Origin of the sequence: Mycobacterium sp., assembly GCF_025933915.1 — a bacterium.
Lineage (GTDB): Bacteria > Actinomycetota > Actinomycetes > Mycobacteriales > Mycobacteriaceae > Mycobacterium.
Genome location: NZ_JAICZA010000138.1, coordinates 1 through 12612 on the forward strand (window position 1 = coordinate 1; position 12612 = coordinate 12612).

A 12612-nucleotide genomic window follows, 5' to 3' on the forward strand; every position below is an offset into this window, starting at 1 on the left:
CTTCTCGCGACGAGTGTGAATCCTGGGCTTTCACTGTGAATCCTGGGCGGGCCTGCTCGGCGTGTCGCCGCCGTGGCTTCCCACTGAAAGCCCAGGATTTACACTCGACGCCAACGATTCACTCTCGACGCCATCGACGCACACTCAGCGCCCGCGAGCGATCAAGTCGGTCGACGACAAGGCAAACATTGCCCAACGGGCAATATTGCCTACTGTGCACGTTTCGCGTACGGTGGCAGCCATGACCGGACTGCGCGAGCGCAAAAAAGCCGATACCCGGCGGGCGCTCAGTGATGCCGCGCTGCATTTGGCGTTCGAGCGCGGGCTGGAGAACGTGACGCGCGAAGACGTCGCGAACATGGCAGGCGTCTCACTGCGCACGTTCAACAACTACTTCGTCGGCAAATACGAGGCGCTGGCCTACCGGCAAGCCGAACGCCTGCGCCGCAGCGTCGCCCTACTACGGGAGCGCCCCGCCGACGAGCCGCTGTGGACGGCGATCACTCACGCCGTGCTGGAGCCCTTGGAGGACGACTTCGGCGACGTGTACGGCGAGGAGAATCGCGCGCCCAGCCGCCAGGAACTCGTCGAGGTGCGAAAGCTGCTCATGCAGCCACAAGTTCGAAGCTCGGTGCCGCAGAGCCTTTTCGACGATTTTCTGCACGTGATCGCCGAACGTACCGGCACCGACCCGCAGCGCGATCTGTACCCGAGATTGGTCATGGCCGTCGTGCGGGCCGTGGGCGATGCCGCGGCGGACGCCTATGCGTGGGCCGATCCCCCGGTGGCGATCACCACACTGATCCGCTCGGGGTTCGCCGCCGTCCAGGCGGGGCTGCCGGAACTCGCCAGAATGAAGGGCGCTCATGGCTGACGAACATGCCGACGTCGTCATCGCCGGCGCGGGTCCCAACGGGCTGATGCTGGCCTGCGAGCTTGCACTGGCCGGCGTCAGGCCCGTCGTGCTGGACGCCCTACCCGGTCCCAGCTCTGAGCCGAAGGCCAACGGCCTTGTCGGACAAGTCGTTCGGATGCTCGACATGCGCGGCATGTACCAGGCTTTCACTGGTGACGGCGGGCCGCCCCAACCCAGCCCTGGATGGATGTTCGCGGCCATGCCGCTGATCTTCTCCGACGTACACGACAACCCGATGTACGCGATGCTCATGCCGCAGCCGCGGCTCGTGCGGCTGTTGGAGAAACGGGCACGCGGCCTCGGGGTGGATCTGCGCTGGGGCCACGAACTCGTCGGCATCGCACCGGGGACGGAATCCGTTGTGCTGCAGGTCTCGTCACCCGAACGTGATTACACCGTCGCCACCGGCTACGCGGTCGGAGCCGACGGCGGACGCAGCCTGGTGCGCAAGACCCTGGGCATCGACTTCCCCGGCACCACCTCACCGATGGTCAGCCGCCTCGCCCACGTACACATTCCCGACCGGTACCGACGCCCGAACAGCGCCAGCGTCGAGGTTCCGGGATTCGGTCCGCTCCGCTTCGGGCACAACCGCTTTGACCTGGGTGGGATTATCTATGCCGAGTTCGAGCCGGGGCGGGCGCTGCTCGGGACCATCGAATTCGGCCCACCGGTCGCCGAGATGCCGATGACCCTCGCCGAGCTGCGCGAGAGCGCACACCGCGTGCTGGGCGCGGACATCCCGTTCGAGGAACCGAAAGGCCCGGGCCCACATGCCCTTCGGCGAATCAACGGGCAGAACACCCGGCACGCCGAGCGCTACCGCGACGGCCGCGTCCTGCTGCTCGGCGACGCCGCGCACGTGCACAGCGCGATGGGCGGTCCGGGCTTGAACCTGGGCCTGCAGGACACCATGAACCTGGGCTGGAAGCTGGCCGCGGAAATCAACGGCACGGCACCGGCAGGACTGCTCGACACCTATCACTCCGAGCGCCATCCCGTCGGCCAGCGCGTCATGATGCACTCGCTGGCCCAGATCGCCCTCATGGCACCGGGGCCCGAAGTCGCCGCGCTGCGAACCCTGTTGGGCGAGCTGTTCCCCTTCCCGGATCCACAAAACCACATGGCGGCGCTCCTGGCCGGATCCGACGTGAGGTACGACGTGGGCGACAACCACCCGCTGTCGGGCCACCTGGTACCCGACCTGACGCTCGATGACGGCCGACGGGTGGCCGAACTGCTCCACGATGCCCGCCCCGTCGTGCTCGACCTCGGCGGCGACGTCGCCAATGCGACGCGCGGCTGGGCCGATCGGGTCGACGTCGTCACCGCGAGCGTCACTGCACGACCCGCCGCGGCGCTGCTGATCCGGCCGGACGGCTATGTGGCATGGGCGGCCGACGAATTCGGGTCGGCTCAAGACGCGTCCCTGCGGGCGGCGTTGCAGCGCTGGTTCGGGACACCGGCGAACGGGTAGCGGCGCACGCAAGCGAAATTCACGGACTGTTCAGGCAGGCGTCGGTTCAGCATTGATGCGTGCACACGCGCACCCGGCCGTCGACGAGCCCGGCGGCGATTCCGAACGCACCGCGTAACGGTCAGTCCCGGGCCCTGTTCGGGCGGCCGCCGGTTTGCCGGGAATCCTGGCTAGTCTCGGTGGAGACGACAAAGGAGGATCCCGTGGAAGCACGCGATCAGGTGTTGATCACCGCCCCCGAATTGGCGGACATGATTGCGGCCGGCACTCCGGTGAGCATCCTGGACGTGCGGTGGCGAATCGATGATCCCGACGGGCGCGCGGCCTACCTGGAGGGGCACATCCCGGGCGCGGTATACGTCTCACTCGAGGATGAACTCAGCGACCACACGATTTCCGGCCGGGGCCGTCATCCGCTGCCGTCTGGACACGACGTGCAGGCCGCCGCGCGTCGCTGGGGGGTTCGGCGCGACGCACCGGTGGTGACGTACGACGACTGGAATCGGGCCGGTTCCGCACGCGCATGGTGGGTGCTGACCGCGGCCGGGCTATCGAACGTCCGCATTCTCGACGGCGGCCTGGCCGCGTGGCGCTCGGCCGGCTACGGCCTGGAGACCGGCCCGGTCGAACCAATGGCCGGGAATGTGACTGTGCCACAGGATGATCTGTATGCCGGAAGCCGTCCGACGTTGACGGCCGAGCGGGTCGCCGACGGCACCGTGCCGCTGCTCGACGCGCGTGCACCGGAGCGCTACCGCGGCGACGTGGAACCGCTTGATCCCGCCGCGGGACACATCCCCGGCGCGATGAACCTTCCCAGTGTCGCGGTCTTGACGGCCGACGGCACCTTCCTCGGCGACGACTCGGTCGCTCAACTGTTGTCCGATCGCGGGATCGAGCGTCACGACGCGGTGGCCGCCTACTGCGGTTCGGGCATCACCGCGACGGTCACGATCGCGGCGCTCGCCGCGCTGGGCCGGGAAGCGGCGTTGTATCCCGGGTCCTGGTCCGAGTGGAGTTCGGATCCGTCCCGTCCGGTGGAACGCGGCGAGTCGCCACCGACTCACTGAATCACGTTGTGCAGGGCAGCCGTTTGATGCCGTGGAAGAACGATGAGCGCAACCGGTCGGGTGCTCCGGTGACGGCCAGGCCGGGCACGCTCGAGTAGAGCTCCTCGAGCATGACGCGCATCTCGAGGCGTGCCAGTTGCGCGCCGAGGCAGAAGTGCACTCCCCCACCCCCGAACGCGGCGTGACCGGCGTCGGGGCGGGTGACGTCGAACTGGTCCGCGTCATCGAAGACGTCCTCGTCGCGGTTGGCGGACAGATAGTGCATCAGCACCCAATCGCCGGAAGGGATTCGCTGCCCGCGGATTTCGACGTCACGGGTCACGGTCCGCCGAAAGTGCATCACCGGGGTCGCCCAGCGCAACAACTCCTCCACCGCGAGCTTGATCGCGGTGGGGTCACGGACGAGCAGCGCCTGCTGCTCGGGGTGTTCGGAGAGCGCCAAGATGCCGTGGCTCAGCGTGTTACGCGTCGTTTCGTTGCCGGCGATCGCCAGCAACAGAAAGAACTCGTTGAGCTGATCGATGTTGAGCTTCTCGCCGTCGACCTCGGCGGCGAGCAGGGCCGACAAGATGTCGTCGGTGAGGCCGTGTTTGCGCCGGTGCTCCACCAATTCCCCGCAGTAGGCGAACATTTCGGCCGCGGCCTTTCCCAGCGCTTCGGGCGTGGGAGCATAGTCGGGATCTTCGATGCCCAGGCTTCCGATGGCATTACTCCAGCGGAACACGTCCATCCGATCCTCGGCGGGGACCCCGAGAACGTCGGCGATCACCTGCAGCGACATCTCGGCGGAAATGTCGGTCACCGCGTCGAATTCACCCTTGTCGGTGATGTCGGCCACGATGTCGCGCGCCACCTCCCGCATCCGCGGTTCCAGCCGCTGGACGTTTCGGACGGTGAAGCCCTGGTTGATCAGCTTGCGAAAGTGAACGTGACGCGGCGGATCGATGCCCGGCAACATCGCCGAATTCGGCCCGGCCTCGGCCTCCACCAGCGTGTTGCCCTTGCTGCTGGCGAAGGTGTCGGTGTCGCGGCTGACCAGTCGCACGTCGGCGTGTTTGGTCAACAGCCACGCCCTGGGCAGCCCGGGCAGCTGCACCGGGTGCACCGGTGAGCTGGCCCGCAGCCTCGCCATCGCGTCGTACGGGGCGCCGGCGACGAACGTGTCGGGGTCCAGCACGGCCGCCGCATCGCGGTCGGCCGCGGTATCCAGGTTCTCCGGAACCAGGGATTTCACCAGCGTGGGCTTGGCAACGCTCATCGGTCCACCGCTCCTTCCTGTAACGAGGCCCTGATCCCGGCGATGATCACCTCGAGGCCCGCGCGAAAGTGATTGGCGGCCTGGCGCTTACCACGCGCCGCGGGCCGCGCCTCCTGCAGACTCACCGACCCCAGCAAATAGGTGTACAACACCGAGTGAGTGGCGGCCGCAACCGGTTTGGGGAGACCGGCCTCGACGAGCAGCGAACGGCTGAGTTTGTCGAGCCGACGGGCGGATTCACCGCCACCGCTGGTTTGCAGCACGCCCGCAATGCCGGGCACCGACAGGATGACTTCCCGGGCGGCACAGTAGAGTTCGGCCAGTCGGGTATCCCACGGTCCGATTTCGACGACCGGGATGTCGGCCAGCACCGATTCGGCGAGCATGTCCAGGGCCGCCCGCTTGCCCGGCACGTGGTAGTACACCGAGGGCACCGCGGCGCCGAGTTCGGCCGCCAGTTCGCGCATCGTCACGCCCTGCACGCCCACGCGTCGAACCAACTCACGCAGGGAAGCCACCACGCGAGCGCGGTCGAGTTCGCCGTAGGGCCGCCGCACCGCGGCCGTCATCGCGACACTCCCTTAGTCGCAGCGACCGATCGGCTGCGGCTAGATTCGAACACTGTTAGAATCTACCCCGTCATGAATCAGTCTGGGAAGACCACGTTATGACCGGCCGGCTCGACGGTAAGGTCGCGATCATCACAGGGGCCAGCACCGGCCTGGGCCCCGTGCTGGGTGCGCTGTTCGTGCGCGAAGGCGCCAAGGTGCTGCTGGCCGCGCGGCGCGAAGAACTGGTGCGCGCCGCCGCGCATGCGGCCGGCCCCGGCGCCATCGCCATGCGCGCCGACGTGACCGACGAGAACGACGTCGCGGCCATGGTGGCGCGGGCGGTCGACGAATTCGGCCACGTCGACATCCTGTGTAACAACGCCGCCGCTCCCGGCCAGGACCGCTGGATCTGGGAGCAGACGCTGGAAAACTGGAACGCCACCATCGCCATCGATGTGACCGCCGCGATGCTGTGCACCCGCGAAGTGCTCAACCGGTCGATGTTGCAGCGGCGCCACGGCGTGATCCTGAACTTCTCCTCCACCGTCAGTTACTCCGGCATGGTGCGCAAAACGCACTATGTCACCGCCAAGGCGTCACTGCGGGCGTTCACCAAGGCCGTCGCCCTCGAGGTCGGCCCGCACGGGATCCGGTGCAACTGCATCGTGCCCGGGTCCATCGACACCGAGCTGTGGCGCAAATGGGTGCAACGCACCGCCGACGAGCAAGGCGTCGACGCCGAGACCCTCCGCGCGAAACAACTCAAAGGCGTCGCGCTGCAAGATATTTCCTCACCCGAGGACGTCGCGAACCTGGCGCTGTTTTTGGCCAGCGACGAAAGCCGCACCATCACCGGCCAATCGATCCCCGTCGACGCCGGAGGGTATATGCAGGGATGAGCGCCAAACTGTCGGTGGCCACCCCGGTGGTGACGATGTTCCCCCGGAGCAGCGGCGACTGGGAGAAGCACGCCACCATCGAGGACCTGGCCCAAATCGCCGAGGCCGCCGACCGGCTCGGCTATCACCACCTGACCTGCAGCGAGCACATCGCGCTGCCCGCGGCCGAGCGGGGCCGGCGCGGCGTCCGCTACTGGGATCCGCTGGCGACCTTCGGCTACCTGGCCGCCCGCACGCAACGAATTCGGTTAGCCACCAACGTGCTGGTGCTCGGCTATCACCATCCACTCGAGATCGCCAAACGCTACGGCACCCTGGACCAGGTCAGCGGCGGCAGGCTGATCCTCGGCGTCGGCGTCGGCAGCCTCAAAGAAGAGTTCGAACTACTCGGCGCACCCTTTGACGACCGCGGCCGGCGCGCAGACGACGCGCTGCGGGCGCTGCGCGCCTCGCTGTCGGCGCCCGCGCCCGCCTACCAGGGCGAGTTCTATTCATTTGGCGGCATGGTCGTCGACCCGTGCGCGGTCCAAGACCACGTCCCGATCTGGATCGGCGGGCAAACACTGCGATCGCTGCGCCGCGCCGCAACGCTGGCCGACGGCTGGGCGCCCTTCAACGTGAGCCTGCACCAGGTGCGAGACTGGCTGAGCCGCTTCGATTTCGGGCCCGGATTCGAGGTCGTCCTGCCCGCGCTGCTGGACCCGATCGGCGAGCCGGATCGAACCCGCGACCTTCTGGGCGAGACCGCCGCGCACGGAGCGACCATCGTCGGCGCCGCGTTCCGCCATACCTCGCTGTCGCATTACCTGGAGAACCTGCAGGCCCTCGCCGAGCTTCATTCCCCCACCGGCGGTGCCCCGTAATGCGCGTCAAGGCAGGCATATTCAGCCTCACCGCCGCGGCGCCACCCGACGCCGACGACGACTATCTGCGTTGGCACTTGCTGGATCACATGCCCGAGCAATACCAGCTGCCGGGCATCGTGCACGGGCTGCGCTGGATCGCCGACGGTGACTACGCCAGCCATCGCCTCGCGGCCCACGGACACCTGGGCGAAATCGCCAATACGGTGCACTATTTGGTCGCCGATCCCGTGGAAGAAACCTTCGACGACTTCGTCACCCTCGGGCGCGCGCTGCGCGACAACGGCCGCTTTCCCGTCGTGAGGCCGTCGCTGCAAGTGGCCGGCTTGCGCCTCCTGCAGTGGCGGTCGGCGCCGCACGCGTTGATCTCACCCGAGGTGGTGCCCTTTCGGCCGCACCGCGGCATCGTGCTGATCGTCGAGGAGCCGACCGAGGGCCGCCCGGACGAGTGGCTGCGGTGGCTGCACGCCGAGCACTACCCGGCATTGCTCGCGACACCGGGCACGGCCGGCGCGTGGACATTCGGTTCCAGCGCGGGTTGGAGCCACCTGCCCCGGGGATGGCGAACCGACCACCAGTACATCAGCGTCATCTACCTCGACGACGATCCGCTGACCACCATCGAGGCCCTGGCCCCCCTCATCGAAGAGCGTTGGCGTTCAACGGCCGTGCGGCCCGTGTTCGCCGGGCCGCTGCGCAGCATGATCAGCTGGGAAGCCTGGCCGTAGACGGGCAGGTTTATAGTCCTCATGACCGTCTAGCGGAGGACTGACATGACAAACCTTCAGCGGGGCATCGTTCGTGCGGCCGCCGCGCTCGCCGTCATGGCGTCGGGCGCGAGTCTGGCGGCCTGTTCCGGCAACGGAAGTCACCCCGCCGCTCCCCCGACTTCGACTCAGGCGTTGACCAGTACGACAGTGATGATCGATGGGAACAAGCGCACGATCATCGCCACGGTCGACTGCACGAGTTCGGCGGCCCAGCCGAACGCGTCGCCGCCGGAATCGGGAGACCTCACCACCCGCATCAGCGTGCACGACGATTCGGCGTCGGTGTCCCTGGCCGTCTCCGACGAACGACCGCCCACCGTCGACGGCTTCGCGATTTCGCTCAAGTTGGACAACGGCCAGTATCAGCTGCCCTATCAGGGAACCGATTCACCGACGCAGGTCCAGGCGACCAAGGACGGTAAGGGCTACACGATCACCGGGACGGGCCAAGCGGCCACACCCGGTCAAAGCGGTTTGCGCGAGGTGAGATTTGGAATCCACGTGACATGCCCCTAGACGCCATGGTTGTTTGACACCACCGCCTCTGAGATGCTGACAGCTTGGACATCTTCGCGCAGTGGCAAGAGGGCGGCACCGAACTTCGTTGGCGCTCGACCACCGCGGCCAACGCCGCCAGGGAACTCGCGGTGTTCAGCCGTCGTTGCGGCACGCCCGGTGCGCCCGCGTTGGTGCTGGTGCACGGCTTTCCGACGTCGAGCATCGACTACTTCGCGTTGGCGCGCGAGCTGAGCACCGAGTTCGACATCTACCTGCTGGACTTTCCCGGCTACGGGCTCTCCGACAAACCGCCCGAGCCGTACGTGTACTCGCTCTACGACGACGCGCGTCTGCTGGTCTACGCCATCACCGAGGCGTGGCAGCTCACCGACTACCGCATGCTCACCCACGACCGCGGCAGCAGCGTCGGCATGATCGCGCTGGGCATGCTGGCGGCCCTTGACCCGCCGGTGCTGCCCGTCGACCTGATCGTGACGAACGCCAATATCTACCTTCCACTTTCGAATCTCACCGCGTTCCAGACCGCGCTGCTCGATCCCGGGACCGCCCGTGCCACCGCGGCGGTGACGACGCCGGAGATGCTGGCGGCCGGGATGGGCGCCAGCACCTTCATGCCGCGGCGAACATTGGAAGATCCGGAGATCGCAGCGTTGGCAAAATGTTTCGCCCACAACGACGGAATCCGGGTGCTGCCCGACACCATTCAATATCTCAACGAGCGTGCCACCGACGAAACCAGTTGGCTGGAAGCGCTTTCCAAGAGCGACGTCAACACGACGGTGGTGTGGGGAATCCACGATAACGTGGCGCCCCTGCGGGTTCCCAACCACGTCTGGCAGACGTATCTGAAGAGCAAGCCGGGCCGTAACCGCTACTGGGTGGTGCCGGGCGCCGACCACTACCTGCAGTGCGACGCCCCGGCCCAACTGGCCCAGATCGTGCGCCTCACCGCCCGGGGCGACGACATTCCGTTGCAGACGTTGGGAAACCAACTCGACGGCGCGGTGTTGGTGGACCACAGCGCGTCGAGTGCGTCCTAGCCTTCGCCGAGCGTGACGCAGTAGTCACGTTCGACGCCGAGCGTGACGCTGTAGTCACGTTCGCGGGCGAAAAGTTAGCGAGTAACCACCGGCAGGCGAGCCCATCCGCGCACGCTTGCGGTGTGCGCCCGCTCGGCGTTGGCGTAGTCGACTTCCCAGTCCGGCCACCGCTTCAGGACCTCTTCGAAGGCCACCCGCGCTTCCATCCGGGCCAGCGCGGAGCCCAGGCAGAAATGCAGGCCCTGCCCGAAGCTGAGGTGGCCTCCCGTTTGCCGGTGGATGTCGTAGCGGTCCGGATCGGCAAAGCGCCGGGGGTCTCGGTTCGCGGAACCGTTGAGCAGCAACATGAATGACCCCTCCGGGACGACGCGGCCATAGAGCTCGGCGTCCTGGGCGACGTAGCGCGCCTGCACCGGCGACGGGGGTTCGTAGCGCAGTGTCTCCTCGACCGCGCCGGGGATCAGCGACGGGTCGGCGACGAGTTCGCGGCGTTGATCTGGGTGATCCGACAACAGTTGGCCCATGAAACCGATGAGCCGTGCGGTCGTCTCGTTCCCGGCGCCGGCGATCATGGCGGTGTAGGCCAGCACCTCGGTGCGCGACAACGGGCGCCGGGTCCCGTCCGGCTCGTCGATCTCAGCCCGCAGCAACTCGGTCATCAGGTCGTCGGACGGATGATCGGCCCGCCATTCGATGTACTCGGCGAACAGGGCAATGGAATTCGCGAAAACATTCGCGTCGATCGCAGCAGGGTCGCTGTCCTTGGACAGTTCGATGTTGGCGACGCTGCGGTCTCGGATCTTTTCTTGATCCGCTTCGGGGATGCCCAACAGGTAGCCGATGGTGCGCATCGGCATCATCGCGCCGAGGTCTGCGATGAAATCGAAACCACTCCCGCCGACCAGCGGATCCAGCTCCCGGACACAGAATCCACGCACCAAATCCTCCACTGCCAGCATGCGCCGGGGCGTGAAGACACGCGATAACAGGCGGCGATGCAGGTCATGCAGGGGCGGGTCTTCGAACAGCAGAATGCCCGGCGGCACTTCGATATTGGCGAACAGGATGTCAGCGGTGGTCCCCCGGCCGGATCGGTAGGTCTGCCAGTTCGGCAATTCACGTGCCACGTCTTCGTAGCGGCTCAGCGCGTAGAAGTTGTACTTTTCGTTGTAGTACAGCGGCGCTTCCTCGCGCATGCGCTTCCACACCGGGTAGGGGTTGTCGTCGATGACGGAATCGAAGGGGTCGTAGTATAACTCGATCGCGCTGGTGCCGGTCATTACCAATTCCTCTGGTGCGGTGACGGATTGAACGGGTCAGCCGTTCCTGTGCAGGAAGCCGTGCAGGATGGCCTGGATGAGTTCGTCGACGATGGTCTCCCTCGACGGCGGCTTGGTGCCGAAGTAGGTCGAGCGCAGGGCCGCCATACCGGCGATCATCGCCACCGTCGAGTGGGCGGGCAGGTCGGGATGGTCCGAGCGCAACCCCCGCAGGTGCATGCCCTCGGCGCTGATCTGACCGAGCGCCGTGATCGCCTGCCTGATCTCGGCGATGCCGGCGTCGGCCTTCTCCTCCTCGCTCAGCGACTCGGAGGCCATCAGCGTCAACAGCAGGCCCTGATGTTCGACGAACACGTCGTAGAGCTGCCCGACGAAACGGCGCGCCAGCTCCTCCTCGTCGGTCTCCTCGGGGACGACCGACTGCCACGTCCGGCGGAATTCTTCGACGAAATCGGTGAAGGGCAGGACGAGCGCCTCGCGAAACAACGCCGCCTTGGAGCCGAAGTGACGAAACAACAGGTGCTCGGTAACGCCTGCGGCCTGGGCGATTTCACGCGTCGTCGTGCTGCGGTAGTCCTGCCGGGCGAAGCGGGCCCGGGCGGTGTCCAGCAGCAGCTTGCGCGGAGCACCGCGTGGCCGGCGGATGAAGGCCGGCGCCTCTCCCGCGCTGCGCTTCGCGCTGGACGGCCGCTGTGCCACGTCGTTGCCTCCTCATCCGATGGTTGACTGCCTTTAGGATAGTGTGCACTATCTAATGAGTCGAGGTCGAATCGGAAGGGGTGCGACCGTGGGCGCCGTCATCATGCTGGGCACGCTGTTCGGATTGATCGTGCTGATCTTCGGGCTGGTGCTGCGCTTTGACCCGCAGGCACGCCGGAGTCAAGGGGGCGACCAATGAGCTCCCAGATGACACCTGTGATGCAGGCGGCCAGTGACTTCGCGCTCGTCGGGGGCATCGGGTTCACCGTCCTGGGCATCTACCTGAGCGTGCGTCAGCGTCGCGTACACCCCCTTCTGCTGCTGTGCATCTCGGCGATGTCGTTCTCGTGGATCGAGGCGCCCTATGACTGGGCGATGTACGCGCAGTTCCCGCCGGCCATCCCGCGCATGCCGTCGTGGTGGCCGCTGAACATGACGTGGGGCGGGTTGCCCCTGTTCGTCCCGGTCGGCTACATCTCCTACTTCGTGCTGCCCGCGGTGACGGGTGCGGCGCTGGGCCGATGGGTGGCCGCCACGTTCAAGTGGCGCAGACCCCAAACGCTGTTGGTGGTCGGTCTTCTCGTCGGCTTCTGCTGGGCACTGTTCTTCAACGGGTTCCTGGGCGCCAAGCTCGGCGTGTTCTATTACGGCCGCGTGATTCCCGGACTGGCGATACGCGAGGGAACCGTGCACCAGTACCCGCTCTACGACTCGTTGGCGATGGGCATCCAGATGATGCTCTTCACCTATCTGCTGGGCCGGACGGACGCGCAAGGACGCAACGTCATCGAGATGTGGGCGGCGAGCCGGGCGAAGAGCCGTGTCGGGTCGTCGATCCTGTCCGTCATCGCCGTGGTCGTCATCGGAAACGCCCTCTACAGCGCCGTTTTCGCGCCCCACCTGGTGACGAAGTTGGGCGGCTGGGTGACCGTCGAGGCGCCGGGCGAGCTGTTCCCGGGTGTGCCGAACCAACCGCGCTAGCCGCCGAGCGTCGAGTAGTTGCGCGATCAAGGCCGACGTTCGGCATCAAGGAGTTCAGATGAGTTACGAGAGCAGTGCGGAGCCGATCAAGATCGGTTACCTGATGGACTTCCGGCTGCCCGAAGGCTTCCCCAAGACGTATTTCGATGACCTGACACAGCCTTTCGACCTGGTCTTCAACAAGGGCGTCGAGCAAGGGCTGATCGACCGGCCGATCGAGATCATCTACCGCGAAGTGGAAGGGCTGCCGAAGGGCTCGGTCAAGGCGGTCATCGACGCCTACGGCGAA

Annotated in this window: 13 protein-coding genes and 1 pseudogene; 10 read left to right on the top strand and 4 right to left on the bottom strand. The window is 66.6% G+C overall.

Going from position 1 to position 12612, the window contains the following annotated elements:
* Positions 1–241: 241 nt before the first annotated feature.
* From Q0W90_RS18855 to Q0W90_RS18865, 3 genes are all read left to right on the top strand, one after another.
* On the top strand, positions 242–874 hold the full coding sequence (locus tag Q0W90_RS18855) for a TetR/AcrR family transcriptional regulator (protein WP_297775800.1): 633 nt from the start codon (positions 242–244) through the stop codon (positions 872–874).
* The gene (locus tag Q0W90_RS18860; protein WP_297597884.1) at positions 867–2393 is read left to right on the top strand and encodes an FAD-dependent monooxygenase; all 1527 of its coding nucleotides are present in this window, start codon (positions 867–869) and stop codon (positions 2391–2393) included. Before Q0W90_RS18855 ends, Q0W90_RS18860 begins: the two co-directional genes overlap by 8 nt.
* A 203-nt stretch (positions 2394–2596) precedes the next feature.
* Positions 2597–3463: a sulfurtransferase gene (locus Q0W90_RS18865; protein ID WP_297699156.1), complete on the top strand. Its 867-nt coding sequence runs from the start codon at positions 2597–2599 to the stop codon at positions 3461–3463.
* A 1-nt stretch (position 3464) separates the two neighbouring features.
* Here Q0W90_RS18865 and Q0W90_RS18870 read toward each other — a convergent pair whose 3' ends face one another.
* The gene (locus Q0W90_RS18870; RefSeq protein WP_297699158.1) at positions 3465–4721 is read right to left on the bottom strand and encodes a cytochrome P450; all 1257 of its coding nucleotides are present in this window, start codon (positions 4719–4721) and stop codon (positions 3465–3467) included.
* Complete coding sequence (locus Q0W90_RS18875) at positions 4718–5290, bottom strand: TetR/AcrR family transcriptional regulator C-terminal domain-containing protein (protein ID WP_297597888.1); 573 nt, start codon at positions 5288–5290, stop codon at positions 4718–4720. The genes Q0W90_RS18870 and Q0W90_RS18875 overlap by 4 nt, the downstream gene beginning before the upstream one ends.
* A 98-nt stretch (positions 5291–5388) precedes the next feature.
* Here Q0W90_RS18875 and Q0W90_RS18880 point away from each other — a divergent pair, with 98 nt between their 5' ends.
* The 5 genes from Q0W90_RS18880 to Q0W90_RS18900 are packed head-to-tail and all read left to right on the top strand — an operon-like array spanning position 5389 to position 9363.
* A complete protein-coding gene (locus Q0W90_RS18880) occupies positions 5389–6171 on the top strand; it encodes an SDR family oxidoreductase (RefSeq protein WP_297699160.1) in 783 nt (260 codons plus the stop codon).
* On the top strand, positions 6168–7034 hold the full coding sequence (locus Q0W90_RS18885) for an LLM class F420-dependent oxidoreductase (RefSeq protein ID WP_297775804.1): 867 nt from the start codon (positions 6168–6170) through the stop codon (positions 7032–7034). Before Q0W90_RS18880 ends, Q0W90_RS18885 begins: the two co-directional genes overlap by 4 nt.
* The gene (locus tag Q0W90_RS18890) at positions 7034–7762 is read left to right on the top strand and encodes a hypothetical protein (protein ID WP_297775807.1); all 729 of its coding nucleotides are present in this window, start codon (positions 7034–7036) and stop codon (positions 7760–7762) included. The genes Q0W90_RS18885 and Q0W90_RS18890 overlap by 1 nt, the downstream gene beginning before the upstream one ends.
* A 45-nt stretch (positions 7763–7807) precedes the next feature.
* Entirely contained in the window at positions 7808–8320 is a 513-nt protein-coding gene (locus Q0W90_RS18895; RefSeq protein WP_297699164.1) for a lipoprotein LpqH, read from the top strand.
* A gap of 44 nt (positions 8321–8364) precedes the next feature.
* Positions 8365–9363, top strand: a complete 999-nt coding sequence (locus tag Q0W90_RS18900) for an alpha/beta fold hydrolase (RefSeq protein WP_297775809.1) — start codon at positions 8365–8367, stop codon at positions 9361–9363.
* 74 nt (positions 9364–9437) lie between these two features.
* Here the strand turns inward: Q0W90_RS18900 and Q0W90_RS18905 are convergent, their stop codons facing one another.
* Together Q0W90_RS18905 and Q0W90_RS18910 are read right to left on the bottom strand one after the other, a co-directional pair.
* Complete coding sequence (locus Q0W90_RS18905) at positions 9438–10643, bottom strand: cytochrome P450 (RefSeq protein WP_297775811.1); 1206 nt, start codon at positions 10641–10643, stop codon at positions 9438–9440.
* Between the two features lie 36 nt (positions 10644–10679).
* Complete coding sequence (locus Q0W90_RS18910; protein WP_297597902.1) at positions 10680–11342, bottom strand: TetR/AcrR family transcriptional regulator; 663 nt, start codon at positions 11340–11342, stop codon at positions 10680–10682.
* Between the two features lie 195 nt (positions 11343–11537).
* On the opposite strand from Q0W90_RS18910, the gene Q0W90_RS18915 reads away from it, so the two are divergent.
* On the top strand, positions 11538–12323 hold the full coding sequence (locus tag Q0W90_RS18915; RefSeq protein ID WP_297597904.1) for a spirocyclase AveC family protein: 786 nt from the start codon (positions 11538–11540) through the stop codon (positions 12321–12323).
* A gap of 58 nt (positions 12324–12381) precedes the next feature.
* Positions 12382–12612: pseudogene (locus tag Q0W90_RS18920) on the top strand (amino acid ABC transporter substrate-binding protein); the annotation flags it as partial.

Coding starts and splice junctions, on each gene's coding strand:
- Q0W90_RS18880 (WP_297699160.1), top strand. CDS start 5,389: ATGACCGGCCGGCTCGACGGTAAGGTCGCGATCATCACAGGGGCCAGC.
- Q0W90_RS18905 (WP_297775811.1), bottom strand. CDS start 10,643: ATGACCGGCACCAGCGCGATCGAGTTATACTACGACCCCTTCGATTCC.
- Q0W90_RS18885 (WP_297775804.1), top strand. CDS start 6,168: ATGAGCGCCAAACTGTCGGTGGCCACCCCGGTGGTGACGATGTTCCCC.
- Q0W90_RS18890 (WP_297775807.1), top strand. CDS start 7,034: ATGCGCGTCAAGGCAGGCATATTCAGCCTCACCGCCGCGGCGCCACCC.
- Q0W90_RS18870 (WP_297699158.1), bottom strand. CDS start 4,721: ATGAGCGTTGCCAAGCCCACGCTGGTGAAATCCCTGGTTCCGGAGAAC.
- Q0W90_RS18875 (WP_297597888.1), bottom strand. CDS start 5,290: ATGACGGCCGCGGTGCGGCGGCCCTACGGCGAACTCGACCGCGCTCGC.
- Q0W90_RS18895 (WP_297699164.1), top strand. CDS start 7,808: ATGACAAACCTTCAGCGGGGCATCGTTCGTGCGGCCGCCGCGCTCGCC.
- Q0W90_RS18860 (WP_297597884.1), top strand. CDS start 867: ATGGCTGACGAACATGCCGACGTCGTCATCGCCGGCGCGGGTCCCAAC.
- Q0W90_RS18855 (WP_297775800.1), top strand. CDS start 242: ATGACCGGACTGCGCGAGCGCAAAAAAGCCGATACCCGGCGGGCGCTC.
- Q0W90_RS18915 (WP_297597904.1), top strand. CDS start 11,538: ATGAGCTCCCAGATGACACCTGTGATGCAGGCGGCCAGTGACTTCGCG.